Origin of the sequence: Bradyrhizobium murdochi, from assembly GCF_000472965.1 — a bacterium.
Classification (GTDB): domain Bacteria; phylum Pseudomonadota; class Alphaproteobacteria; order Rhizobiales; family Xanthobacteraceae; genus Bradyrhizobium; species Bradyrhizobium murdochi.
The window spans coordinates 298441-324330 of record NZ_AXAU01000005.1 but is presented as its reverse complement, the minus strand read 5'-3'; the positions used below and the strand labels follow the sequence as shown (position 1 = coordinate 324330).

Annotated in this window: 23 protein-coding genes and 1 riboswitch; of the genes, 10 read left to right on the top strand and 13 right to left on the bottom strand. The window is 63.8% G+C overall.

Translation table 11 applies throughout. The annotated features are described in order from the left end of the window. Positions 1-29: 29 nt before the first annotated feature. Complete coding sequence (locus tag YUO_RS0116160; protein WP_235782738.1) at positions 30-2273, bottom strand: TonB-dependent siderophore receptor; 2244 nt, start codon at positions 2271-2273, stop codon at positions 30-32. Between the two features lie 955 nt (positions 2274-3228). Between YUO_RS0116160 and YUO_RS0116155 the strand changes: the two genes are divergently transcribed. Beyond that, positions 3229-3504 (top strand): hypothetical protein, encoded by a 276-nt coding sequence (locus YUO_RS0116155; RefSeq protein WP_035726798.1) that lies wholly within the window; start codon positions 3229-3231, stop codon positions 3502-3504. 178 nt (positions 3505-3682) lie between these two features. On the opposite strand, the gene YUO_RS0116150 is transcribed toward YUO_RS0116155, so the two are convergent. After that, positions 3683-4327 (bottom strand): TIGR02594 family protein, encoded by a 645-nt coding sequence (locus YUO_RS0116150; RefSeq protein ID WP_083754598.1) that lies wholly within the window; start codon positions 4325-4327, stop codon positions 3683-3685. 475 nt (positions 4328-4802) lie between these two features. Between YUO_RS0116150 and YUO_RS0116145 the strand changes: the two genes are divergently transcribed. Further along, a complete protein-coding gene (locus YUO_RS0116145) occupies positions 4803-5672 on the top strand; it encodes an alpha/beta fold hydrolase (protein WP_028348211.1) in 870 nt (289 codons plus the stop codon). 353 nt (positions 5673-6025) lie between these two features. Here YUO_RS0116145 and metW read toward each other — a convergent pair whose 3' ends face one another. Continuing rightward, complete coding sequence (gene metW, locus YUO_RS0116140) at positions 6026-6694, bottom strand: methionine biosynthesis protein MetW (protein ID WP_028348210.1); 669 nt, start codon at positions 6692-6694, stop codon at positions 6026-6028. A gap of 1 nt (position 6695) precedes the next feature. Continuing rightward, complete coding sequence (gene metX, locus YUO_RS0116135; protein ID WP_028348209.1) at positions 6696-7898, bottom strand: homoserine O-acetyltransferase MetX; 1203 nt, start codon at positions 7896-7898, stop codon at positions 6696-6698. An 82-nt stretch (positions 7899-7980) separates the two neighbouring features. Then, positions 7981-8060: riboswitch (SAM riboswitch) on the bottom strand. A 184-nt stretch (positions 8061-8244) separates the two neighbouring features. Between metX and YUO_RS0116130 the strand changes: the two genes are divergently transcribed. Genes YUO_RS0116130 through YUO_RS0116120 form a run of 3 tightly spaced genes read left to right on the top strand, consistent with a single transcriptional unit; the run spans position 8245 to position 11158 of the window. After that, positions 8245-9093, top strand: a complete 849-nt coding sequence (locus YUO_RS0116130; RefSeq protein ID WP_028348208.1) for a chorismate mutase — start codon at positions 8245-8247, stop codon at positions 9091-9093. Positions 9094-9122: 29 nt separating this feature from the next. Beyond that, on the top strand, positions 9123-10220 hold the full coding sequence (gene hisC / locus YUO_RS0116125) for a histidinol-phosphate transaminase (RefSeq protein WP_028348207.1): 1098 nt from the start codon (positions 9123-9125) through the stop codon (positions 10218-10220). Then, positions 10217-11158, top strand: a complete 942-nt coding sequence (locus YUO_RS0116120; protein ID WP_028348206.1) for a prephenate/arogenate dehydrogenase family protein — start codon at positions 10217-10219, stop codon at positions 11156-11158. Before hisC ends, YUO_RS0116120 begins: the two co-directional genes overlap by 4 nt. Positions 11159-11284: 126 nt before the next feature. Here YUO_RS0116120 and YUO_RS0116115 read toward each other — a convergent pair whose 3' ends face one another. Beyond that, positions 11285-12472: a DUF2125 domain-containing protein gene (locus YUO_RS0116115; RefSeq protein ID WP_028348205.1), complete on the bottom strand. Its 1188-nt coding sequence runs from the start codon at positions 12470-12472 to the stop codon at positions 11285-11287. Between the two features lie 111 nt (positions 12473-12583). Between YUO_RS0116115 and YUO_RS0116110 the strand changes: the two genes are divergently transcribed. Continuing rightward, complete coding sequence (locus YUO_RS0116110; RefSeq protein ID WP_028348204.1) at positions 12584-13183, top strand: gamma-glutamylcyclotransferase; 600 nt, start codon at positions 12584-12586, stop codon at positions 13181-13183. Positions 13184-13312: 129 nt separating this feature from the next. Here YUO_RS0116110 and YUO_RS0116105 read toward each other — a convergent pair whose 3' ends face one another. From YUO_RS0116105 to ftsE, 4 genes are all read right to left on the bottom strand, one after another. Then, on the bottom strand, positions 13313-14065 hold the full coding sequence (locus YUO_RS0116105) for a sulfite exporter TauE/SafE family protein (protein ID WP_028348203.1): 753 nt from the start codon (positions 14063-14065) through the stop codon (positions 13313-13315). A 149-nt stretch (positions 14066-14214) separates the two neighbouring features. Then, on the bottom strand, positions 14215-14928 hold the full coding sequence (locus tag YUO_RS0116100) for a YdcF family protein (protein WP_028348202.1): 714 nt from the start codon (positions 14926-14928) through the stop codon (positions 14215-14217). A 116-nt stretch (positions 14929-15044) separates the two neighbouring features. Next, complete coding sequence (locus tag YUO_RS0116095) at positions 15045-16016, bottom strand: cell division protein FtsX (RefSeq protein ID WP_028348201.1); 972 nt, start codon at positions 16014-16016, stop codon at positions 15045-15047. After that, a complete protein-coding gene (gene ftsE, locus YUO_RS0116090; RefSeq protein ID WP_028348200.1) occupies positions 16009-16668 on the bottom strand; it encodes a cell division ATP-binding protein FtsE in 660 nt (219 codons plus the stop codon). Before ftsE ends, YUO_RS0116095 begins: the two co-directional genes overlap by 8 nt. 252 nt (positions 16669-16920) lie before the next feature. Between ftsE and YUO_RS0116085 the strand changes: the two genes are divergently transcribed. Beyond that, positions 16921-17814 carry an MJ0042-type zinc finger domain-containing protein gene (locus YUO_RS0116085; RefSeq protein WP_028348199.1) on the top strand — a complete coding sequence of 298 codons (894 nt, stop codon included), beginning with the start codon at positions 16921-16923 and terminating at the stop codon, positions 17812-17814. Positions 17815-17852: 38 nt separating this feature from the next. Continuing rightward, the gene (locus YUO_RS0116080) at positions 17853-18230 is read left to right on the top strand and encodes a response regulator (protein WP_028348198.1); all 378 of its coding nucleotides are present in this window, start codon (positions 17853-17855) and stop codon (positions 18228-18230) included. Positions 18231-18332: 102 nt separating this feature from the next. Here the strand turns inward: YUO_RS0116080 and YUO_RS0116075 are convergent, their stop codons facing one another. After that, on the bottom strand, positions 18333-20972 hold the full coding sequence (locus YUO_RS0116075) for a TIGR02302 family protein (protein WP_028348197.1): 2640 nt from the start codon (positions 20970-20972) through the stop codon (positions 18333-18335). Between the two features lie 169 nt (positions 20973-21141). On the opposite strand from YUO_RS0116075, the gene YUO_RS0116070 reads away from it, so the two are divergent. Next, positions 21142-21522 (top strand): carboxymuconolactone decarboxylase family protein, encoded by a 381-nt coding sequence (locus YUO_RS0116070; protein ID WP_028348196.1) that lies wholly within the window; start codon positions 21142-21144, stop codon positions 21520-21522. Positions 21523-21659: 137 nt separating this feature from the next. After that, a complete protein-coding gene (locus YUO_RS0116065; protein WP_028348195.1) occupies positions 21660-22571 on the top strand; it encodes an NAD(P)-dependent oxidoreductase in 912 nt (303 codons plus the stop codon). A 160-nt stretch (positions 22572-22731) separates the two neighbouring features. Here the strand turns inward: YUO_RS0116065 and lysA are convergent, their stop codons facing one another. The 3 genes from lysA to argH all read right to left on the bottom strand — a co-directional run bounded on the left by lysA (position 22732) and on the right by argH (position 25788). Further along, positions 22732-23997, bottom strand: coding sequence for a diaminopimelate decarboxylase (lysA, locus tag YUO_RS0116060; protein ID WP_028348194.1), 1266 nt, complete (start codon positions 23995-23997; stop codon positions 22732-22734). Positions 23998-24004: 7 nt separating this feature from the next. Then, positions 24005-24268, bottom strand: a complete 264-nt coding sequence (gene lptM, locus YUO_RS0116055) for an LPS translocon maturation chaperone LptM (RefSeq protein ID WP_028348193.1) — start codon at positions 24266-24268, stop codon at positions 24005-24007. A gap of 122 nt (positions 24269-24390) precedes the next feature. Next, positions 24391-25788 carry an argininosuccinate lyase gene (gene argH / locus YUO_RS0116050; protein WP_028348192.1) on the bottom strand — a complete coding sequence of 466 codons (1398 nt, stop codon included), beginning with the start codon at positions 25786-25788 and terminating at the stop codon, positions 24391-24393. Positions 25789-25890: the final 102 nt, after the last annotated feature.

The window sequence follows — 25890 nt, the reverse complement described above, 5'->3', positions numbered from 1 at the left end:
TGATGTATCCGTCGCATTTCGCGGCAGACCTACCATCGATAGGTCAGCTTGGCGATCGCCTTGCGGCCTTCGGCATAGAAGCAGCTCGTGTAGCCGTAGCAGGCCGCGACATAGCGGGTGTCGGCGATGTTGGTGACGTTCAGCGCCAGGCGATAGTTGTCTTTGGTGTAGGCCAGCAGCGCGTCGACCGCGGTCGACGCCGATACCTTGAAGGTGTTGGCGTCATCGCCGAAGGTCGAGCCGACATAGCGAATGCCTCCGCCGACCTGCACGCCGGCGAGCGGGCCACCCTGCATCGTGTAGTCGCCCCACAGCGAGAACCGATTCAGCGGCACCGTGGTCGGCGCCTTGCCGACGTTCACGGGATCCTTTGTGACCACGGCGTCGATATAGGAGTAGGCGCCGCGAATGTTGAAGCCATCCACCAGCGTGGCGCTGCCCTCAAGCTCGATGCCGCGCGATTTCACCTCTCCGGTCTGCTCGGGAATATATGCCGGGGGCGCCCCGAAGGCGACGACGTTGGCCCGCGTCAGGTCGAAGGCCGCCAGCGTGATCAGCGCATTGATCCCGACCGGCTGGTACTTCACGCCGACTTCATACTGGACGCCGGTTTCCGGCTTCAGCAGTTCGCCCGCGGCGTTGACGTTGAGCACCGGCAGGAACGATTCGGCGTAGCTGAAGTACGGCGCGATCCCGTTGTCGAAACTGTACATCACGGCGGCACGGCCGGTGAATGCCGAAGCATCGGTCGTGGCGAAAGACTTGTTGAATCGGTCGTCGAGATCGGTCGTCACGAAATCCTGCCGGCCGCCCACCAGGAACGAGAGCCGGCCGAGTTTGATCTGGTCCTGCGCGTAGACCCCCATCTGCGACTGCTTGATGTGCTTGTCGTCGTAGGGCCCGTCATTGGTCCATGTGTTGGTGTAGACAGGCGCAAACACGTTGAGCTTGCCGGTGCTGTACCCTGAAGCGGCGTCCTGGAACGAGGTGTTGCGGTAGTCGATACCGAACAGCGTGGTGTGGCTCAGGATGCCGGTGACGAACTTGCCCTGGAGCTGATTATCGACCGCGAAGGAGTTGATGGTCGATGCACCGCCGGCGCCATAGCGCGACATCAGGCCTACGGCTTCGTCGGTCGCCGACGCATAGCCGGTGCCATAGAAGCTCTGCTGCTCGTTGTGCATCCACGCATAGCGCAGGTTCTGCCGGAACGTGAGGGCATCGTTGATATCGTGCGAAAGCAGGTATCCGGCCGTGGCCAGTTCGGTATCAAATCGGTTGAAATTGGGTTCGCCGCCGAAAAACGTATTGCGGATGAAGCGGCCGTTATTGGCAAACGCCGTGCCCGACGCCGGCAGGAACTGCAGGCCCCAGCCGGCAGTGTCCTTCTGATAATTGGCCAGCAACGTGATGGTGGTGGCGTCGTTCGGCTTGAACGTCAGCGCCGGCGCGATGAAGACGCGATTGTCCTTGGTGAAGTCGACCTGGGTTTCGCCGTCGCGGACGACACCGGTGAGGCGCCACAACACGGTGCCTTCCTTGTTGGCGGGGCCGCCAACGTCGAATTGGCCCTGGTAGCGATTGAAGCTGCCGCCGGAGACAGAAACCTCGCCGAACTGGTAGGCTGTGGGCAGCTTGCTGACGTAGTTAAGAATGCCGCCGGTGCCGCTGCCGCCGTACATCACCGAGGACGGCCCCTTCAGCACTTCGAGTCGCTCGGCGCCGTAGGGCTCGAGGCCGAGGAAATGCACGTATTGGCTGCTGGGCAGCCGGAGGCCGTCGAGATAGAGGCCCGGCATGGTCATGTCGAAACCGCGGATCTGCAACCCGCCGAAGCGCGTGTCGGAACCGCCGTTGACGTCGCCGCTGACTCCCGCGGTATAGCGGAGCGCCGCGCCGACCGATTCCGCACCCTGGTTTTTGACCTGGTCCGTGGTGACGACGGAGATCGACTGCGGGGTTTCGATGATCGGCGTGTCGGTTTTGGTCGCGGTGCCCGTGCGGGTTGCGACAAAGCCGCGCACGGGACCGTTGGCGCGTTCGCCGGCACCTGGGCCCGATGCAGGCACAGCCGGTGCCGCCTGCGGATTGGCGGCGGCGCGAGTGACGCGCGTAGCGCGCGTGGTCGCAGCACGGCGGGATGGCTGGGCCGCGGCCGGACGCGCGCGCTGCTGCGGCGCGTCCACGGTGACCGGCGGCAGTGACGACTGCGCCAGCGCACCACCTGTCGGCAGGGAAAGGGTGAAACTGCTGACTGCCCCGAGGCAGATCATTCGCATCAGTTGAAGTCGAGTGGCGGAAAACGAATGAAATGCTGCCAGTGTCACCCTTAGATACCCCGAAGTCTGCCGGCTTGGCCGGTATGATTTTTGATGCCCCGCTCTAGCGCAGGCATCTTCGGAGTTCGATGGGCGGTTGCTAGAATTGCTCCAGACTGCGCGATCGATCGGAATTTAATGCGCGCCCGTCGTCTTGCAGACAGCCGCGACGTGCGGCGGCGATCTCATCATCAACGTCAATGCGACTGGAGAGAAGCGCCGGTTTGCCAATGGCAACAGCGGGAGAGACGTGCGATCGCGTCGCCTTCAATTGTGACGCGCGGCAGCGTCGCGCCGACGTACGGGTCGCCTCGAACTGGATTTCAGATTCCAAGCGCAATAAGGCCAGTACAAACCACAATCAAACTGACGACGATAACCGCAAGAAAACTGGATGAAGCAAAATCTTCGCGCATGACGACACCTACCGCCTCTCGCGTGAGCCTGAACCTCGCCCCAGAGAGTCTCAAATAGCCTCCGGTTGTTTGGGGAGAGCCATCAAACCATTGGTTTGTTTCAGCGTGTCTTCGTCGGACTGAGAAAACGACTTCGTCGGAAGGTCCTGCTGTTACGTCCCAGAGTTCCCACGAAACGTCCTCACGAAACTGGGAAGCCGGCGCAGCACAGGGATACGCCGCGCCACGCAACAAGGGTTCGGGTTTCCGAGATGTGGCGTAGTTCATACGCCGCTGCAGCGCCCCGCATTACAGATTAGCGAACGGAGGGCAGTGGCAATGGAAGACACCATAGGGCTCTACCGAACGCTGTTGAGCAATCGCGCGTATCACCAAGGCAGCTTAGGCGTCCACTTGATCACTTCGCCTATTAACCCAAGGCAGACAACGCCGGCGTTCTTGACATATAGTTCAGTACTCAGACGCGCGGGATGTCTGTTCGGAGGATTGAGATCATGGGCAAAACACAGGGATCGTTCGTCCTGGCTATCGCTGCTGCCCTTTTCAGCCCACCGGTAGGGGCGCAGCAGGCTCCTGCCGAAACGCCGCAAACAATGCTGTCGGCTCAGATTCGTACGCAGGGGTTTACCTGTGACAAGGCGCTCGGCGCCACCAGGGACAGGAAGCGCTCACAGCCGGACCGCGCCGTCTGGGTCCTCAAATGTAGCAACGCGACATACCGCGTCACACGCGCCCCCGACATGGCGGCGAAGGTCGAAGTGCTCCCGTAAGCGAATGACCTTCGCTCAAAGCTGGGCGCCGTCGGGTTTCCGCTGACCTCGGCCACTCCCCCGTCAGCGCTGTATGGTGGGCAAAGCGAAGCGTGCCCACCATCAAGCAGCACGATCGGGGATGAATGGTGGGCACGGCGCACGCGCGCCTTTGCCCACCCTGCCGTTTAGCCGCGCCTCAACTCGTCGGCATCACGTAGGCGTAGATGCGGCCGCGCGAGACTGGCATCTCGCGGACGCGGTTGCCGCTGTTGCCGGAGATCATGATCGGATTGCCCTTGGCGTCGATGCCGGTGATGATGCCGACATGGCCGCCGCGGCGGCCGCGCGACATCACCGCAATCGCGCCGACCTGCGGGCCGGAAACGCGCTGGCCGTATTTCGCGAACGAGCTCGCCATGTCCGAGCCGGTGCCGCGATAGCCGGAATGCTGTAGCACCATGTTCATGAACCGCGCGCACCACAGCCTGCCGCGCCCCGTCGGGTTGCCGCCGAGATATTTCCGTGCTTCGGCGACGACGTTCGAGGATGTGTATCCTGAGGCCATCGCGCCGCTGTTCGGCGTTACCGTTGAATTGGATTCGACGCTCGTTCCCGGCGTGACGCTTGCGTTGGCATCGGCCAGACCGCGCGCGTGCATCTGCGTGACCGCGCGCTCCCAGCGCGATGTGTGCGCGGCGTGCCGGATCCGGGCGCGACGGCCGGCGCGATCGGCGCGCGCTGCCTTGACTGTGTTGGACGAGACGAAACCGCCGGGTGTCACCATCTCGGCGCTGCTTCCCAGGAAACTCGGGTTATTCTCGGCAAGGCCGCCTGCCTGCATTTGTGCAACCCTGCGCTTCCAGCGCGACATTCTGAGAGCATGGCGATGGTGGCGATATGCATAATGCTTGACGTGATGGACGGCGTGATAGGCGCGAGCGTGTCGCCCTGCGCCGTGATGTGGTCTTGCTGAAGCCGGAGAGACGAATACGAAGATGGAAGCCGAACACAGTGCCAGCGCAATGAAACGAAGCGACCGGCGAAACGCAAACAACTGACTCATACTTGAACCTCTAACACTCCCACACGTTGCGTTCGTCTACGAACGAACGCGGCCGGCGTTTTGCGTTTGGCGGTGTGACGAGAGGAAGATTTTCTGTGGCGGAGAGGAAACAATTTCGGGGTGATTCCGCGACGATTCGATGGCGAAAGTGACCCCTTCCTGCCGCATTGCAGCCCCGAGAATTAATTGCAATTTTGTGGGTTAGCTGCGCAAGGAAGTTACGAAACAACAAGAAAATCGAGAGGAATCCGAAATGCCCTATGCCGTCGCCAAGGATCGCGTGCGTCTCTATTTCGAGGAGGCCGGAAGCGGGACGCCGATCATCTTCCTGCACGAGTTCGCGGCCGACCACACCAATTGGGAGCCGCAGATGCGCTACTTCTCGCGTGGCCATCGCTGCATCGCCTATTCGGCGCGTGGCTATACGCCATCCGACGTGCCGCCGTCGGCCGAGGTCTACACCTACGAGTATTTCTACACCGACGCGCTCGCCGTGCTCGATCACCTCGGCATTGCCAAAGCGCATTTCGTCGGCCTGTCGATGGGCTCCTATTCCTCGCTGCAGGTCGGCCTCAATGCGCCGGAGCGCGCGCTGTCGATGACGCTCGCCGCCGTCGGCGCCGGCTCGTCACTCGAACAGCTCGACGCCTTCCGCGCGCAATGCGTCGCCAATGCCGAGCAATATGAGGCGATCGGATCGGTTGAAGTCGCCAAGGTGACGCGTGAGGCGCCGAGCCGGATTCCGTTTTTGCTGAAGGACCCGCGCGGCCACGCCGATTTCTACGCCGCGCTGGCGCGGCATGATGCCAGGGGCTCGGCCAACACCATGCGCAGCTTTCAGGGCAAGCGACCGTCGATCTACACCATGACGGATGCGATCCGACGCGTGCCGACGCCGGCGCTGATCCTGTGCGGCGACGAGGACGACAATTGTATTGAACCGAGCCTGTTCCTGAAGCGCCATTTGCCGGCAGCGGGGCTTTCGTTCTTTCCGAAATCGGGCCACGTGCTCAATCTGGAAGAGCCGGCGCTGTTCAACGAGATGGTGGAGCGGTTCATCGCGCTGGCGGAAGCCGGGCGATGGCCGGCGCGCGATCCGCGGTCGATGGTGGCGGCGGTTTAGCCACAGCGGCGGAGCACCACCTCTCCCGCTGGCGAGCACGTGTGAGAGACGCACCGGCGGAAGGGTTCCCTCTCCCCTTGCGGGAGAGGGTTAGGGAGAGGGGTGCCGCTTGCTCCGCTGCATGACGACGAGCAAGAACAAGACGCTCCACGATTTGCTGCCGCTACACATGTCTCGTTGGCGCACCGTTGGACTTCTTCTCCCTCCATCGCTCGCGGCTTACCCCTCTCCCCAACCCTCCCCCGCAAGGGGGGAGGGAGACCTGGCAGGGTGCTTACCTCACAATGGTGCGCGATTGTGCTCGAGATTCCGGGTTCGCGTCTTCGACGCGCCCCGGAATGACGCCGAAGGCATCACTTCCCCTTCCCGCCCCTACTCAGCAAAAACACGCCCTGCTCGCCGAACATGTTCCAGACCCACCAGGGCAGGTTCAGCGGCACGGGACGGCCGTAGAGATCGAGCGCTACCGCGCGCTCCATCTTGACGTTGATCTCGTCGCAGAGCTGGACGAAATCCTTGATCGTGCAGAAATGGATGTTCGGCGTGTCGTACCAGGTCGCCGGCAGGTTTTCGGTACGCGGCATGTGGCCGCCGACGAGTAGTTGCAGCCGCATCTTCCAGAAGCCGAAATTCGGAAACGACACGATCGCGCGCCGGCCGATGCGCAGCAGGTTTTCCAACACCGGCTTCGGCTGCCGCGTCGCCTGCAGCGTCTGCGACAGGATGACGTAATCGAAGGCATCGTCCGGATAATTGACGAGGTCGGTATCGGCGTCGCCCTGCACCACGGCGAGACCCCGGGCAACGCAGCGGTTGACGCCCTCGCGCGACAATTCGATGCCGCGGCCATCGATGCCGCGGCTCTCCAGGAGTTGCAGCAATTCGCCGTCGCCGCAGCCGACGTCGAGCACTTTCGAGCCGGCCGCAATCATCTCGGCGACGAGGAGATGATCGGTGCGATATTTGCCGGTGCGATCGGGCGCTATGCCGCCGAGCGGCAACGCTTGTTCCTGAAGGGCCATATCAACCGCCTGTACCGTCAAGGCCGCGCGCGTTCCCTGCGGATTCCAGGAAGGCGCGAGAAATGTCGAAGAACTCGGGCACGTCGAGCAGGAAGGCATCGTGGCCGCGGTCGGTCTCGATCTCGGCGAACGACACCCGCGCGCTCGATGCGTTCAGCGCATGCACCAGCGCCCGCGATTCCGAGGTCGGAAACAGCCAGTCGGAGGTGAACGACACCACGCAGAAGCGGGTCTTGATGCCGCGAAACGCTTCCGCCAGCACGCCATCATGGTCGGCGGCGATATCGAAATAGTCCATCGCGCGCGTCAAATAGAGATAGCTGTTGGCATCGAAGCGCTCGACAAAGGACGAGCCCTGATAGCGCAGATAGCTTTCGACCTGGAAATCCGCGTCGAACGAAAACGTCGGTAGTTCGCGATCCTGCATCCGCCGCCCGAACTTGCGATGCAGCGCGGCGTCGGAAAGATAGGTGATGTGCCCCGCCATCCGCGCCACCGCCAGTCCGCGATGCGGATGCGTGCTGCGTTCGAAATAGCGCCCATGGTGCCAGTCCGGATCAGCCATCACGGCCTGCCGGCCGAGTTCGTGAAACGCGATGTTTTGCGCCGAATGGCGCGTTGAGCAGGCGACCGGCAGCGCGGAAAACACCCGTTCCGGATAGGCTGCCGTCCATTGCAGCACCTGCATGCCGCCCATGGAGCCGCCGATCACGCATAGCAATGTTTGGATGCCCAGCCGGTCGAGCAACATGGCCTGCGCGCGGACCATGTCGGGGATGGTGATGATCGGAAAATCCAGTCCCCACGCCTTGCCGGTCGCTGGATTGGTCGAGGCCGGACCGGTCGATCCCATGCAGCCGCCGATCACATTCGAACAGATGATGAAATATTTGTCGGTGTCGAGCGGACGGCCGGGACCGACCATGATTTCCCACCAGCCGGCCTTGCCGGTCAGAGGATGCACGTTGGCGACATGCTGATCCAGCGTCAGCGCGTGGCAGATCAGGATCGCGTTGGAGCGGTTGGCGTTCAACTCACCATAGGTCTGGTACGCGATCTGGAATGGCGCGAGATCGATGCCGCAATCGAGCTTCAAGGGCTGCTCGATGCCAAACTTTTCCACCGGCGAGGTCGGATGATCGGCCTCATGGGCGCGGTCCTCGCTGTGAATCGACGGACTGGATACCGACTGCAATTGTGTCATCCCGACCTTCCTCCTCGCGGAGGTCCTTAACGACAGAAATCAGGCCGCAAAAAACCCGGCCTGAACGAAAGGTTCGGCCGGGATCAATCTGTCCCCGGCCTGTTTAGCGAGTTGTTTAACGTGGCTGCAAGCCGGCCGGCTCAAATGACCACGGAATGGAACAAAGCTAGTCCGAAGCAGGTCCCCCGTCAAGGCAGCCGCATGGTTAACCGGGCTCGCAGACCTCATGGTGAGGAGGCGCCCTTGCGTCGTCTCGAACCATGAGGGAGAACGGGCTTCATCCCTCGAGACGCGGCGCATGCGCTGCTCCTCAGGATGAGGTAAAGCTCTCATCAGGTTACGCCCAATGTCCAAGGCTCCCCCGGCTCCGCCCTCGCTGCAGGAATTGCGCAAGGAGATCGACGCGATCGACGAGCAGGTCCATCGCCTCTTGATGGCGCGCGGCGACATCATCGACCGGCTGATCCAGGTGAAGCAGACCCAGGAAGTGGGCTCGGCGTTCCGGCCCGCGCGCGAGGCCAGCATGATGCGCAGCCTGGTCGAGCGCCATCGCGGCATCCTGCCGCTCGATACCATCGAGAGCATCTGGCGCGTCATCATCTCGACCTTCACTTACGTTCAGGCGCCGTTCTCGGTGCATGCGGACGTCTCGGTCGGCGAGCCGGCGATGCGGGATTCGGCGCGGTTTCACTTCGGCTTTGTCGTGCCCTATGTCGGCCATTTCAGCGCACAGGCCGCGGTTGAAGCCGTGGCGAAATCCAAGGGCGATCTGGCGCTGGTCTCGGCGGTCTCGAGCCGCACACCGTGGTGGAGCGCGCTGGAAGCCGAAGGCGCGCCAAAAATCATTGCCCGGCTGCCGTTCCTCGAACGCGCCGATCATCCCGCGGCGCTGCCGGTATTCCTGATCTCGCGCGTGGCCGATGATGCCAAGGTGACGGAGGTGCAGATGTGGAGCGTCCGCGTCTCGGGGTGGAACGCCGATATCGCTCGCGCACTCGCCCCGCTCGCCGAAATCGTCGCCGTGCCCGATACCGCTTTCGACGGCGCGGCGCTTTTGGTATCGGATGCCGGCACCGGGTTCGAGAAGATCAAGACCGCGCTGATCCAGGCCGGCGCCTCGGTGCGCTCGTCGGCTCTCGTCGGAAGCCACGCAACACGCTATACGGTGCCCCCGAACGGGTCGGCAAAGCCTTAAAAACGCCGCCCGAAATTCCGGAGTTGAAGATGAACCGCCCCGTGCCGAATCCCGGCATTCTCGATATTGCGCCCTACACGCCCGGCAAGACCCCGGTGCCGGAGCCGGGCCGCAAGGTGTTCAAGCTGTCGGCCAACGAGACCCCGTTCGGGCCGTCGCCGAAGGCGATCGAAGTCTACAAGCACGTGGCTGATCATCTGGAGGACTATCCGGAAGGAACCTCGCGGGTGCTGCGCGAAGCGATTGGGCGCGCCTACGGACTCGATCCCAACCGCATCATCTGCGGCGCCGGCTCGGACGAAATCCTTAATCTTTTAGCGCACACCTATCTCAGCCAGGGCGATGAGGCGATCTCGACCGCCCACGGCTTCCTGGTCTATCCGATCGCGACGATGGCGAACGGCGCCAAGAACGTTATTGCGCCCGAGACCAATTTTACCGCCGACGTCGACGCCATTCTCGCGCGCGTGACGCCGCGCACGAAACTGGTATGGCTCGCCAACCCGAACAACCCGACCGGCACCTACGTGCCGTTCGACGAGGTCAAGCGGCTGCGCGCTGGCCTGCCGTCGAATGTGCTGCTGGTGCTCGACGCTGCGTACTCCGACTACGTGTCGCGTAACGATTACGAGCTCGGCCTGGAGCTGGTGGCCACCACCGAAAACACCGTGATGACGCATACCTTCTCCAAGATTCACGGGCTGGCGGCTCTGCGGATCGGCTGGATGTTCGGCCCGGCGCACATCGTCGACGCCGTCAACCGCATCCGCGGTCCCTTCAACGTCTCGACGCCGGCGATGCTGGCGGCGGTCGCCGCGATCGAGGACACTGCGCATGTACAGAAGTCGAAGGCGTTCACCGAACAGTGGCGCAACTGGCTGACGGAGGAGATCGGCAAACTGGGACTGAAGGTGACGCCGAGCGTCGCCAATTTCGTGCTGATCCACTTCCCGACCGAGAAGGGCAAGACCTCGGCCGACGCGGACGCGTTCCTGACCAAACGTGGCCTGGTGCTGCGGGCGCTGAACAATTACGGCCTGCCGCATGCGCTACGCATGACCATCGGCACCGAGGAGGCCAACCGCCTCGTCGTCGACGCCCTGCGCGACTTCATGGCGGTCAAGTGAGTCCGGTACCGATCTTCCGACGCGTCGCGCTGATCGGCTTCGGCCTGATCGGCGGCTCGATCGCGCGCGCGGTGCGGGCCCAGGGGCTCGCCAGCGAAATCGTCACCACCGCGCGCTCGGAAAAGACGCGCGCACGCGTGGTGGAGCTCGGCATCGTCGATCGCGTGCTGGAGACCAACGTGGAGGCCGTCAAAGACGCCGACCTCGTGATTCTCTGCATCCCCGTCGGCGCCTGCGGGCAGGTGGCGCAGGAGATCGCGCCGTTCCTGAAAGCGGGCGCGATCGTTTCCGACGCCGGCTCAGTCAAGGGCGCCATCGTCCGCGAGATGGCGCCGCATTTGCCGGGCCATGTTCATTTCGTTCCGGCGCACCCGGTCGCCGGCACCGAGCATTCGGGTCCCGATTCCGGCTTCGCCGAACTGTTCATCAATCGCTGGTGCATTCTCACCCCGCCCGAGGGTGCCGACCCCATGGCGGTCGAAACACTGCGCGCGTTCTGGGCCGGCATGGGCGCCAGGGTCGAGACCATGACGCCTGATCATCACGACCTGGTGCTGGCGATCACCAGCCATTTGCCGCATCTGATCGCCTACACCATCGTCGGCACTGCCGACGAGCTGGCGCAGGTGACCTCATCGGAGGTCATCAAGTTTTCTGCTGGCGGCTTTCGCGACTTCACCCGCATCGCGGCGTCGGACCCGACGATGTGGCGCGACGTGTTCTTGAACAACAAGGAGGCCGTGCTGGAAATGCTCGGCACCTTCAACGAGGACCTTTCAAAGCTCACCCGCGCCATCCGCCGGGGCGACGGCGAGGCGCTGTTCGAGCATTTCACCCGCACCCGCGCCATCCGCCGCGGCATCGTCGAGATCGGCCAGGATTCCGCCGCGCCGGATTTCGGGCGCCCGCATCCGCCGCTGGAGAAGAAGGCGGATTAGAGGCGCCGCTCTCTCAGCCGTCATTGCGAGCGAAGCGAAGCAATCCATGCCTCCGCACGGGGAAAGATGGGATGGATTGCTTCGCTGCGCTCGCAATGACGTGGATAGAGCGGTGCGCAATGAACGCTAAAACAGCGGCGGCACCTGGCCCACTTTCAACGGCCCCAGAAACACCGCGCCGTCAACAAAGCGCAGCGGGAAGGCTCGCGCTTTCTTGCCTTCCAGCTCCGCCTCCTTGCCGAGCGAATTGATGCCGGCCGCGACGCCGGCATTGGCGTTCTGCTTGACGACCTTGCCGAGCCCCGGGATCGCCTTGTCGAGCGCGCCGAACAGATTGTTGAGGTCCTGAGACTTGACGCCGGGTGCGACGCGATCAAGCGTTGCCTGCGGCACGCCCTCCTCCAGCATCTTCTCGATGCCAAGCGCCGGAATCACGCGCTCCAGTCCCGTCACCGTCATCTGCAATTCGCCGTCGATCCGACCCTGCGCATTGAGGCGCAGCGTGCCGGCGGCCAGCGAGATCAGATCGCCCTGCTGAATCCGCGAGCGGACGATCTCGACATGGCCGCCCGCCGCCTGCAATTCCCGGAAACGTTCGGGCCACGGCTTCGGTGTAAAATCCTTCAAACCGGTGAGCTTGGTCTGGATGTCGGCGTCGAACGGCTGCGCCAGCACCGGGTGCACCTCCTGCACATTGCCGCCGGATATCTGCAGCACGGCTTCGATCGCGGGCTGATCCTTCGTCGAGCCTTCGGCAAGACGGCCGTGCAGCTCGACATGGCGGGCGCGCGCCAGCGGCGTCTCGACCGGTCCGTTGACGCGGTCGATCGAGGGATTGTCGAACACGATGGAAGCGCGCCGCGGCACATCGGGCAATCCGCTCACGCTGCTGCGGCCCAAGGTCCAGTTCACCTTCATCGACGGCGGCTGGCCGCGATCGGCGAGCGTAGCCGGCGCCTTGAATTCGGCGATCAGGAGTCTCGGCTGGTAGATCTGCGCGATCACCATGATCTCGCCGAGCCGCGCGGTGAACGGCACCTGCGCGCCGGCGGTCTGCGAGATCAGCGAAACGCTGGCGTCGTCGCAGCGGACTTCGAAGCGGAACGGGAAGCCGGCCACTGAACGCTTGCCGCACGCATAGACCCGACCGGCTTTCGCCTCCTGCAGCGCCCACGCATCGGCGCGCACGCCGACTTCGGAAGCGGCATAGAACCAGAACGCGCTCCATGCCGCGGCAATAACAAGGAGCAGTGCAGGCGCGATGAAGAGGCGCCACAGCGGGCGCCGGCGCGGCGCAGGGATCATGTCAGGCATGCGGCGTCCTTTGGCTAGCGATTTTGGCGAATGTAAGTATCCGCTCGTCGCAACAAAAGGCATTGAATCCACTTCGCTTTGTCGCGCCGTTCTGGTAGCGGTGCACGTGGCATGCCCGCAATTGAGTTCAACGATACGGAATTCTCGCAAGGCGACCTCTGGGTGTTCGGCTACGGCTCCCTGATGTGGCGCCCGGGCTTCGAATTCATCGAACGGGTTCCGGCACGGCTGATCGGCGAGCACCGCGCGCTCTGCGTCTACTCCTTCGTCCATCGGGGCACGCCGGAAAAGCCCGGCCTCGTTCTCGGACTCGACCGCGGCGGCGCCTGCCGCGGCATCGCATTCCGCGTCGCGGAGAAGTACCGCGCCGCCACCATCGCCTATTTGCGCGAGCGCGAGCAGGTCACTTCGGTCTACCGCGAGGTGATGCGGTCGGTGTGGCTGGAGAACGATGCGCGTCAACGCGTCAGCGCGCTTGTCTATGTGGTCGACCGCGGCCACGTGCAATATGCCGGCCGGCTGTCGCTCACCGAGCAGCTACGTCATGTGCTGCAGGGACACGGCCAGTCCGGCGTCAACCGCGATTACGTTTTGGCTACCGTGAAAGCCATCGAAGCGGAAGGCTTTCGCGATTCGCAACTGCACCGGCTCGCGGCGATGCTGCACACCCAGCATCCACCGCCTCTTCCCGCGGAGAACAGCGACCGTTGAGCTGGGGTGTGTACTCATAAGCGGACTGGAATGAAATCCGGTGGCCGCGATAGTATTCGCCATTGGAGGCAAAGCGGACCTCGAAGGTCGGGGCCGCGCATGTCTGTTAATGGCCGACCCTTAGCCGACCTATGGACCGGATGCGAGTTCCATGAGGATTGTGCGCAGGCTTAAGAGCACTACGACGCAGCCGACCAGAAGCATCAGGACTTTATCCGGGATGTGTTTGGTCGCAAGCGCTGCGAACGGCGCCGCGATGACCCCCCCGATGATAAGACCGGCGATGATAGGCCACAGGCTCAGGCCAACGGTGAGAAAGAAAGTCGTTGATATGGTCAAAGTGACGAAAAACTCGGCCAAGTTGACTGAGCCGATGGCGTAGCGCGGCGTCGCGCCTTGGCCAAGGAGTGTAGAGGTCACGGTCAGGCCCCATCCCCCTCCGCCAATGGCGTCGAGGACGCCGCCGAACAAACCCAGAGGACCGACTGCGCGCGGAGTAGGTGCCTCAATTGGGCGAGCCGCTAGCGCCTTCCAGACGATAAATGCGCCAAGCAGAAGGAGGTAAGCGCTGATGAAAGGCTTCAAGGCTTCGCCGGGGAGTTCGGAGAGTGCATAGGCGCCGATTGCCCCACCAATCATTCCCGGAATGGCAAGACGCAGGAGCAGTTTGCGGTCAACATTGCCAAAGCGCCAATGGGCGAGACCCGAGGCGCCGGTGGTGAATGTCTCCGCCGCATGCACACACGCGCTTGCGGTGGCGGGAGGCACGCCCAGGCCGAGGAGCACAGAGGTAGCCGTTACGCCGTAGGCCATGCCGATCGCACCATCGATCATTTGCGCGACGAAGCCTATGATGACGTAAAGAAGTACGTCGTCCCACATGGGAATCCCCGATCGACTTGTTTCCGCCGGTTACGAACGCCAGCAGCGCGCACGGCGTTCACACTATCGACCTCATATGCTTCAACACGCCAAAGGCGTCCCCAATTTCGTCAACAACGCGCACTGCTGTTCCGCAGAATCGCTTTAGTCTAGTTGACCTGCGCCGTCGCCGGCGGGCGCGGCGCCGGCATGGGCTGATCGAAAAGTTCGGGCACGAGATCGATGCCCGCACTGGCGAGGCGCACGCGCACCTCCGCGGCGACGTATTTCGCATATTCCGACAGCAACAGACGCAGCGTCGCGCCGCTGGTCCACCACGGCTCGTCGCGCCATTTGTCGCCGATCACCGCGAACGGAATCAGCGTGACATCTGGCATCGCATGCGACAATTCCAGAATAGCCCGCGGCATGTGGTAATTCGACGTCACCACGATCAGCGACTTGAAGCCGCGCTCCTGCGCCCAGCGCCGCGTCTCGGCGGCATTGCTGCGCGTGTTGACCGCAGAGCGGTCGAGATCGACGCAACAGCCGAGCAGCGAGTGGTTATCGGGCAACGAGCGCGAAATGTCGCGCGCGGCGTTGGTCGGATGCACGCCCGAAATCAACAGCCGCTTGCCGTAGCCCCCGGCGAGCAATTCCATTGCATCCGACACCCGCGACGAGCCGCCGGTGAAGACCACGATCCCGTCGGCGCTGCGCGCCGGCTTGATTTCGGCGCCGCGCAATTGCGAGAGGAAGGCGATGAAGCCCACCGCCGCACCGACGAACAGGATCGCCATGGAGCCGACGATGACCGCACGCAGCCATCCGCGCGGCCGCGCGGCACCCGCCCTCGGCGTACTATCGTCGTGCTGCAAATCCATATCGTCCGGCAACCCTCGTCCCGCGCATAATTCTAGAACGTTTTCACGCGAAGTGGAGTCCCGGTCCGCGGGTCAAGTCCGTGACTTGCTTCACTTGAAAATACCAATGGCCCACCTCAATCGATATCGTCCAGCGTCGCAAACAGCGTCCGCCGCGACGCCCAGGCGGTAATGGCGGCAATCGCCACGGCCTGTACTGCCAGCGCCAGATAGCCAGACGGCGGCAGCGAAAATGTCCCGAGCAGCGCTGCGAACTGATCGCCGACAGGGGTCCCCGAGAACCAGCCGGCGATCGATTCGGAGAAGCCGAAACCTAGCATCGCGGCGCCGCCGCCGATCACCCCGCCCTCCAGCCCGAGCCGGAGAAAATGCCGCAGGAAATGGTTGGCGATATAGCGGTCGCCGGCGCCGACGAAGTGCAGTACCTCGACGATCGGGCGATTCGCCGCCATCGCGCCGCGGGTCGCGAACGACACCGAAATAATCGTCGCGACGATCACCAGTGCGAGAATGCCAATGCCAGCAAACACGGTGGCGCCAGTCATCGAGCGCATGCGCTCGATCCAGGCGCGGTGATCGTCGACGCTCGCCGACGGCGCCACTTGCGTTACCCTGGAGCGCAATGCAGCGAGGTCGAGTATGGTGCCGGGCTGGACGCGCGCGACGACGACGCGCGGCACCGGCAACTGCTCGATCGACAGCCCGCTGCCGAGCCACGGCTCCAGTAATCTGGCCGATTCATCCTTGCTGAACGGCTTGACCTGGACGATGCCGGGCTGCGTCCGCATCGCCTCCACCACCGCGGCCGCGTCGCGCTCGAGATCGCGCCCGGCCTGCGGGCGCACCTGAACGGTGATTTCGCTGGCGACTTCGGACTGCCATTCCGCCGCCGATGCGCTGACGAGCAGCACGGTGCCGGTGGTGATGGAAGCAAGGAACGTCATGATGGCGACGACGGCGACCAGCGCGCGGCCGGAGATCGACGCCCGCGGCACGATCGGCGACATGTTGCGCGCGCGCGCCGGCACCTGCGGACGTTCGTCGCCGAGGTCCACCAGCGGCCCATGCTCGTCACCGGCCCTACTCATAGATGTGCAGCCGTCCCTGGTGCAGCACCATCCGCCGCGCCTCGTACTGGTCCATCAGCGTGATATCGTGGGTCGCGATGATCACCGCGGTGCCCAGCCGGTTCAATTCGATAAACAACCGTAGCAAGCGCCGGCCGAGCGTCGGATCGACGCTGCCGGTCGGCTCGTCCGCCAGCAGCAATTGCGGCCGCGAGATCACCGCGCGCGCGATCGCCGCGCGCTGCTTCTCACCACCCGACAGGATCGGCGGCAGCGCGTCCATGCGCTCGCCGAGGCCGACCCACTTCAGGAGGTCGATCACCTCGCGGCGATAGCTGGATTCGTCACGGCCCATCACGCGGAACGGCAGCGCCACGTTCTCGTAGGTCGTCATGTGGTCAAGCAGACGAAAATCCTGCAGCACGATACCGATGCGCGTGCGCAGACCCGCAATCTGATCCTTGCCCAGCAGCGAGACATCCTGGCCGAACAGGTTGACGAGGCCGCGGGTCGGCCGCAGCGACAGAAACAACAGCCGCAGCAGCGAGGTCTTGCCCGCGCCGGAGGGACCGGTGAGAAACTGGAAGGAATGGGCGGGAATCACGAAGGAAAGGTCGCGCAAAATCTCCGGGCCGAGCCCGTACCGCAAACCGACATTTTCGAACCGAACCAAGCTCAGCTCCGCTCGACATGTACCATGGCCGAGCTCCGCTCGGCATGGACCGTGGCCGAGCTCCGCTCGGCGTGGACCGTGGCCGGAAACCCCGGACTTGAACCTGAACCTGGACCTGAACCTGAACTTTGGGCTCGTGGCCCGCTGGTTTGGGCGCCAACCGGACAAAACGGTTTTGCGGCCGTTATGGTTTCCGATTCGTTAACGGTCGGTATGTAGCATCCGGGCGAAGACACTGGTGAGATGGGCTCCATGCATATCGTTTGTCCCCATTGTACAACATCTTACGCCATCAATCCGGCCACGTTGGGCACCGCTGGGCGCACCGTCCGCTGCTCCCGCTGCAAGGAAACCTGGCTGGCGCGGCCCGAGGACGCGATCGAACTGGCCGCCATGCCGGCAGCCATGCCGAGCGCTCCGCCAGTTCCGGCGCAATCGAGCCAGCCGGCCGCAACCGATGCCGCGGCCGAATGGGAGGCGATGGCGCGCGAGGAAGAGGAACAGGACACCCCCGTGGTTGACAGTCCCTCGATTTCACCCCGTTGGCCGGCCGAGGGCGAAGGATCGCGCCAAGGCGGCGACAGCGACTGGCCATCGGTTGCCCGGTACGATGCGGAAGACCATGGGGATATCCCGATCACCACGCACCGCGAGCGGCTGGCCCGTCTTTTCCGGCTGCCCTCCCTGCCCGGCATTCCGTTCATCCCGTCCATCGGCCTGCCGACCGCCTGCGCCGCAATGGGCGCGCTGATACTGGCGCTGATGATCTGGCGTACCGAAATCGTGCGGCTGCTACCGCAAACCGCGACGTTCTACAAGATGGTCGGGCTGGAAGTGAACCTGCGCGGTCTCGCCTTCAAGGACATCAAGATCACCAACGAGACCGTGGACGGCAAGCCGGTTCTGGTCATCGAGGGCGTGATCGTCGGCGAGACCAAAAAGCCGGTCGAATTGCCGCGACTGCGCTTCTCCGTCCGCGACGCGCAGGGCGCCGAGATCTATGCCTGGAACGCGGTATTGGAACAGCCGGTGCTCAAGCCCGGCGAGCGCGCCTATTTCAAGTCGCGGCTGGCTTCGCCGCCGCCCGAAGGCCGTAATATTGACGTACGCTTTTTCAACAAGCGGGATCTGGCCGGCCACGCCTGAACCTGGCCCGCTTCCGCAAGGCGAGAGATCAAGACTTCATGCCACGCGTGCTGATTGCCGATGACGAAGACTCCATGCGCTCGCTGGTGGCACGCGCCATCGCCATGGATGGCCACGAGACCGTCACCGCCGGGGACGGCGCCGACGCGCTCGATATCCTGACGCGCGAGCAAGGCCTGTTCGACCTGCTCTTGACTGACATCCAGATGCCGGTCATGGACGGCATCGCGCTGGCGCTGACGGCGGCGCGGGATTTTCCCAACCTGAAGATCCTGCTGATGACAGGCTTCGCCGACCAGCGCGAACGCGCCTCCGGCCTCAATGCGATCGTGCACGACGTGGTGACGAAGCCGTTTTCGGTGCACGACATCCGCACCGCGGTGGCGGACGCGCTGGCGGCGAGGAAGGCGGGGTGACCCGTTAGTCCGTAGGGTGGGCAGAGCGAAGCGTGCCCACCTTCTCGATGAGAACAAAAATGGTGGGCACGGCGCAAATGCGCCTTTGCCCACCCTACAAGATCAATAATCCTTCAACAGCCGCTCGATGTAATCCAGTTCGATCTGCGGACGGGCCGGATCGCCGAGACGGCGGCGCAGTTCTTCCAAAATCCGGCGGACCCGCTGCACGTCGATCTCGCCGGGGATCTTCACCGTGTAGTCGTCGGTGAATTCGTTATGGCGCATCGGCCGGCCGAGCGGATCGGTCGAGTTGGCAGCGCCCTGCTGGCGGCCTCTCGGGTTGCCGGGGCCGTCGCCCGGCTGGTCGCCGTCACCTTGCTGCATGGCTTCCGCAAGGCTCTGGGCGCCCTTGCGCAGCGCGTCGAGCGCGCGGCCCTGCGAGTCCACTGCGCCCTCGGCATTGCCCTCGCCGAGCCGGCCGGTGGCATCGCCCATGGCCGAATCGGCCTGATCGAGCCCGTCCTCGCCGTCGCCTTGCTCGCCGCCTTGACCCTGACCCTGTTGGCCCTGCTGCCCCTGCTGGTCGCCACGCTGGCCCTGCTGGCCGCGCTGGCCCGGGCCCATGCCGCGCTTGGCAAGCTCTTCCTGCAACTTCTTCAGGCGGTCGCGCAGGCCCTGCTGGTCCTGTTGCAGATCGCCCATGCTCTGATCGCCCTGCTTGTCACCCTGCTTGCCGCGCATGCGGTCGCGCCGCGAATCCTGGCCCTGCTTGTAGGTCTTGTCGCGCAATTGCTGCTGCTTGCGGATCATGTCGCCGAGCTCGTTCAGCGCCTGCTCCATCTCGTTGTCGCCGCCCTGGCCGGGCTGCGCCATCTGCAGGTTTTCCAGCATCTGCTGGAGCTGTTCCAATAGCTGCTTGGCGGCATCCTTGTCACCGGAACGCGACATCCGCTCCAGCCGGTCAAGCATGTTCTTGAGATCCTGCTGGCTCAGCACTTTCGTGTTGGGATCGAGCGGGCGCGCCTGTTGCTGCGGGTTGTTGCGGAACTGCTCGGCGAGCTGGCGCAGGAAATTGTCCAGCGCAGCGCGCAGATTATCCGTCAGCTTCTTGATCTCCTCGTCGGTGGCGCCACGCTCCAGCGCCTGCTTGAGCGCGTCCTGCGCCGCGCGCAGCGCCTTCTCGACATCGGTGATGTTGCCGTCCTCGATGGTGACGGCAAGCGCCCACATGCTAGCGACGACCTCGCGCAGCGCGGCATCGGTGCGCGCCTCCTCCAGTTGGTGCTTGACACTGAAGAGACCGAGATAGTGACCGGCTTCGGGCGTGAACAATTCCGGCGCGATCATCAGCGCATCGAGGGCGGTATAGACTTGCGAATTCTGATTGGCATCGAGCGCCAGAATGCGGCGCTGTTCGATCAGGGCGCGGGCGAGGGGCTTGGTGAACAGCCGTTCCGGCAGCCGCATGTTGAACGGCTCGCTCTTGCCCTCATTGCCGGCCTCGTCCTTGGCCGTGAGCGTCAGCGTCACATCGGCGCCGGCATAGGGATCCTCGCTGAGATCCTTCACGGTCTGGCCGACGCCGTTGCGGGTGCGCGCATTCGGCAGCACCAGCGCAAACTGCGGCGGCTCGAACAGCGGCCGTGGCTCGGCCTTCTCGGCCTCCTTGCTCTTGTCTTCCTTGTTGCCTTCCTTATTCCCTTCCTTGCCGGCATCGGGAGCACGGACGGCGAATTGCGCGCGCGCTTCGGTGACGCCGTAATCATCCTCGAGCTTGTAGGACGTCTGCAGCGAGCCGCGGGCCTGGCGCTCCGGATCTTTCGCCAGCGAGATGGTCGGGGCACGGTCGGGCATCGCCGCGAAGCGCCACAGCGGCTGGCCGGAGGGCGCGCGGACATGCGCGGTGCCGTCACCGTTGATCTTGAAATGCCGTTCGTTGGTGCCCTTCGGCGCCTGCTCGCTGGGCGCGACCTCGGTCACGCCGCCGCCGACCACGACGTCGATATTGCCGCCGCTGGAGCGCACCAGCAGCGTGCTGCCTGCAGGCACCGGCAATGGTGCCCCGCCATCGGGAGAAGCCGCATCCCTGTTGGCGGCAGACAGAATGACCGGCGGCTTGCCGGTATAGAGCGGCGGGGTGACCCAGGCATCGACCCGGACGTTGGCCGGCGTCAGCACGCCGTTCCAGTCGAACGCCGCGGCAATTCGTAGCCGGCGCTCGTCGCCGGCGGCGACATAGGCGGCCGCCAGCATCACCATGATCAGCGCACGCAGCGCCCAGGGGTCGTGGATCGCCAGCCGCGGCGAAGGCAGCCCGGCGCGGATCCGCTTGATCGAGGCCAGCGTGCGCTCGCGCTGCTCCCGCCACAGCGCCTGCGCGATCGGATCCTTGGTCGAGAGTGTATCGGTCAGCGCGGTCGCCGGGCGATGGCGAACGCCGGTGCCGCGGTCGAGCCGGCTCAACGCCTGTTCGCGGCTCGGCCAGCGAAACCGCGCGAGCGGGAACAATGCGGCCAGCGCCGCAAGGGCGAACAGGCCAAGGCAGACCGCACGTGCAAGGAACGGCAGCGCCAGCCACAATCCGGCCCAGGATGCCACCAGAAACAGCCCAATGACGCTCAGAAACCGGACGAGCCCTGGCCAGGTACGTTCCCACGCAATCGCGTATTGGGCCCGTTGCAGAGCCTGCGTCAGTTGAAGCCGCGCGACGACATCCGGCTCGCGCGCTGGCTTTGTGGGGTCGGGGGTGGCGCCGCTCAACAATCTCTCCGGGTTGTCCACAAGTCAGCGTAGCACAACGGCGGCAATGAGGCACCCGTTCCCGGGGTAACCCACACCCGGAAATACGCATAACATTACACGAAGGCGTGACTGCGGGCGTCCCTCCCCGTAACGTTCGCGCCGAACCGTAAAACTACGAGGAAGCGACATGGATCAGAAGACACACGACAAGGGACTGGAAATTCGCAAAGCGGTGCTCGGCGAGGCCTATGTCGACAGCGCGCTGAAGAGCGCCGACAGTTTTAACAAGCCGTTCCAGGAACTCGTCACCGAATATTGCTGGGGCGCGGTGTGGGGCCGCGAGGAACTGCCGCGCAAGACCCGCAGCATGCTCAATCTGGCCATGATCTCAATCCTGAACCGCCCGCATGAACTGAAGGCACACATCAAGGGCGCGCTGACCAACGGTGTCAGTCGCGACGAGATCCGCGAGATCTTCATGCAGGTTTCGATCTATGCCGGCATCCCGACCGGCGTCGACAGCTTTCGCATCGCGCGCGAGGTGTTCGCGGAGTTGGATCAGGGGTGAACGCTTTCTCCAATTCGACAGCACAGCAACATAATTCCGTCATTGCGAGCGAAGCGAAGCAATCCATGACGCCACAAGCGGATAGATGGATTGCTTCGTCGCTTCGCTCCTCGCAATGACGAATTCGGAGAGATACCATGGAAATCGGATTCATCGGCCTCGGGAAGATGGGCTTCCCGATGGCGCGCCGCCTGATCGAGGCCAGGCATGAACTCACCGTGTTCGATACGCGGCGGGAAGCCATAGACAAGCTCGTCGCGCTCGGCGCGCAGGCGGCATCGTCGCCGAAGGATATCGCCGATCGCTGCGAGACGGTGCTGGCGAGCTTGCCGTCGCTGCAGGCGTCGCTCGAGGTTGCGACCGGCGCAGGCGGCGTGATCGAGGGCAAACGCGTCAAACGCTTCGTCGATCTCTCCACCGTCGGCTCGCAAATGGCGGCCAAGATTCACGGTCTTCTGGCGAAGAATAACATCGTGCAGATCGACAGCCCTGTCAGCGGCGGCGTCGGCGGCGCCGAGAAGGGAACGCTGGCCGTGATGGTCTCCGGTCCGCGCGCCGATTACGAGCTGACAAAACCCGCGCTCGACGTGATCGGGAAAGTGTTTTTCATCGGCGAAAAGCCCGGCTCGGCGCAGACCATGAAACTCGCCAACAATTTCCTGTCGGCGACCGCGATGGTGGCGACATCGGAAGCGGTTGTGATGGGCGTCAAGGCTGGGCTCGATCCGGCCGTGATGATCGACGTTATCAACGCAGGTTCCGGACTGAACACGGCGAGCCGCGACAAGTTTCCGCGCTCGGTGCTGCCGCGCAGTTTCGACTTCGGCTTCGCCACGGGACTGATGGTGAAGGACGTGCGGCTTGCGCTGGAAGAGATGAAATCGCTGGGACTGTCGATGGAAGTCGCCGAAGCGGTCGGGCGCTTGTGGGAAGTCATCATCCGCGACGAGGGCGCGGAGTCGGATTTCACCGCGGCGATCAAGCCGATCGAAAAGGCGGCCGGCGTGGTGGTCAGCGGTGGTACGAAGGGCAGTCACACGGCGGAATAAAGCTCCGTCGTCGTCCCTGCGAACGCAGGGACCCATACTCTGCGGCCGGTGTTGTTTAGAAAAGAACGATAACGAGCAGGTCGCGAAACAATTAACGCCTGTAGTTATGGGTCCCTGCGTTCGCAGGGACGACGGGGTTATTGTGGCGCCACCAGTGTCATTACAACCACGGCGCCGGCCTATCCATCGCGATCAGTTCATCGACCTCGATGCGGGGGCGGACGATCGCGTACTGATCGTCCTTGACCAGGACTTCCGGCACTAAAGGCCGCGTATTGTAGAAGCCGGACTGCACCGCGCCATAGGCACCGGCGGTCATGATGGCCAGGAGATCGCCGGCCTTGGGCTCGGGCAAATTGCGATCGAGCGCGAGATAGTCGCCGGTCTCGCAGACGGGCCCGACCACGTCGGCCGTGATCGTCTGCGCACCCTTGGCCGCCTCGCGAACCGGGAGGATGTCGTGGTGGGCCTCGTAAAGCGTCGGGCGGATCAGATCGTTCATCGCAGCGTCAATGATGACGAAGTTCTTGGCTTCGCCCGGCTTCACATAGATGACGCGGGAGACCAGGATGCCGGCATTGCCGACGATCATCCGCCCGGGCTCGAACATCAGCGTACAGCCGAGATTGTGCGTGACACGCTTGACCATCGCGGCATAGGCCGACGGCAATGGCGGCGCCTCGCGGTCGGCGTGATAGGGGATGCCGAGCCCGCCGCCGAAATCGATATGCTCGATCCTGTGGCCATCGGCGCGCAGCGTCTGCACGAAATCGGAAAGAATCCGGAACGCGGTTTCCATTTTGGAGAGATCGGTGATCTGGCTGCCGATGTGCATATCGGTGCCGGTCACCTCGATCCCACGCAGCTTCGCTGCAAGGGCATAGACCTCGCGTGCGCGTGCAATGGGAATGCCGAACTTGTTCTCGGACTTGCCGGTGGCGATCTTGGCATGCGTGCCGGCGTCGACGTCAGGGTTGACGCGCAACGAAATCCGCGCGGTCTTTCCGGTCTCGACTGCTAGCTTCGACAGCAGTTCCAGTTCGGGTTCGGACTCGACGTTGATGCAGAGGATGTCGGCCGAAAGCGCGGCGCGCAGCTCGGCTTCGGTCTTGCCGACGCCGGAGAACAGAATCTTGCTCGGTGGAATCCCGGCCGCCAGCGCGCGCTTCAATTCGCCGCCGGAGACGACATCGGCGCCGGCGCCAAGTTTCGCCAGGGTGCGCAGCACCGCCTGGTTGGAATTGGCTTTCATGGCGTAGCAGACCAGCGCCTTCTCGCCGGCAAAGGCCTCGGTGAAGACGCGGTAGTGACGCTCCAGCGTCGCCGTCGAATAGCAATAAAACGGCGTGCCGACGGCGTCCGCGAGGTCGGACAGATTCACGGCCTCGGCGTGCAGCACGCCGTTGCGATAGTCGAAGTGATTCATGGCGTGCTCAGTCCAGCAGCGGATCGAGAACGAATTTCTTCTTGCCGCCCTTGGGTGCGCTGGGGCCCGCCTCGGATCCATAGGTCGAATTGAAGACGCCGGGCTGCGCCGCACGCTCGGCCTCGGTATCCGACGTGGCCTGCGCCTGCGGCGGTGCGCTCGGCGGCAGATCGAGCCCGCCCTTGCGTCCGCAGCCGGCGAGTGAGAGCGCGGTCACGCTCAACAGGATGATGGCCCATCCCGACGATGACGGGCGGTAGTTACTGATCACGACGAAATCCCCAATGCGCGCCGCACCATACAAAGGTTGCCGCAGTCTGGCGAGTGCCGATCGGCCACGGAAACCCAAGAAAACCCAAGGAAAAACCCAAGAAATTGCAGCGAAAATTTCGCTCAGCCCGAGTTTTGCTCTTTTTCCAGCCGTTTCAGCCAGGCTTTGGCCTGCGAAAGCACGTTCTTCGGCGCGGTACCGCCATAGCTGGTCCGGCTTTTGACCGAGGCCTCCACCGATAGCACGCGCAGGGCGTCCGCGGTGATGTCAGGCTCGACCTCCTGCATCGCCTTGAGCGGCAATTCGTGCAGCGCCACGCCCTGCTTCGACGCGAGCGCGACGATTCGCCCGGTAACATGATGGGCGTCGCGGAACGGCATTTTCAGCGTCCGCACCAGCCAGTCGGCGAGATCGGTGGCGGTGGCGTAGCCCTCGCCGGCCGCGGCCTTCATCCGCGCCTCGTCGGGGACGAGATCGAGGACCATGCCGGTCATCGCGCGAATCGCGAGCGAGAGCGCGGAAAACGCCTCCATCGCGCCCTGCTTGTCCTCCTGCATGTCCTTTTGATAGGCGAGCGGCAGCCCCTTCATCACGATCAAAAGCCCGTTGAGCGCGCCGATCACCCGGCCGGTCTTGGCGCGCACCAGCTCGGCCGCGTCCGGATTGCGCTTCTGCGGCATGATCGAGGAGCCGGTGGTGAACTTGTCGGAGAGCCGCACCAGCCCCACCAGCGGCGACGTCCAGATCACGATCTCCTCGGCAAAGCGCGACATGTGCACGGCCGCGATCGACGCCGCCGACAGGGTTTCGAGCACGAAGTCGCGGTCCGATACTGCGTCCAGCGAATTGGCCATGGGGCGGTCGAAGCCGAGCGCCTTGGCGGTGGCAGGGCGATCGATCGGAAACGAAGTTCCGGCGAGCGCCGCGGCGCCGAGCGGCGATTCGTTCAGCCGCTTGCGCGCGTCGGCAAAACGGCCGCGGTCGCGCGCCGCCATCTCGACATAGGCGAGCAGATGATGCCCGAACGTGACCGGCTGGGCGGTCTGCAGATGGGTGAAGCCCGGCATCACGGTTGCGGCATGCTCCAGCGCGCGGGCAGCCAAAGCGTGCTGGAAGGCGGCTAGCGCCGCGTCCGTCTCGTCGATCGTGTCGCGGACATAGAGCCGGAAATCGGTCGCGACCTGGTCGTTGCGCGAACGCGCGGTATGCAGCCGCCCGGCGGCCGGCCCGATCAGTTCGGAAAGCCGGCTCTCGACATTCATATGGATGTCTTCGAGCGCGCGCTTGAAATCGAACGCGCCCTTGCCGATCTCTGACAAAATCGTGTCTAGACCCTTGCCGATATTTTTCGCATCACTCGCGGTGATAATGCCTTGCGCGGCCAGCATTGCCGCGTGGGCCTTGGACGCGGCAATGTCCTGGGCATAGAGGTGACGATCGACGTCGATCGAGACGTTGATTTCCTCCATGATCGCATCGGGGCGCTCGCTGAACCGGCCGCCCCACATCTTGTTGCTCATGACTTCCCAAGCCCTGCCATCTATATCGTCGGAGTTACGCGAAACGCCGCGCCGGTTTCGACCGTAATTCGACCGTAACCTTGAGCCCTGCATAGCCGTATC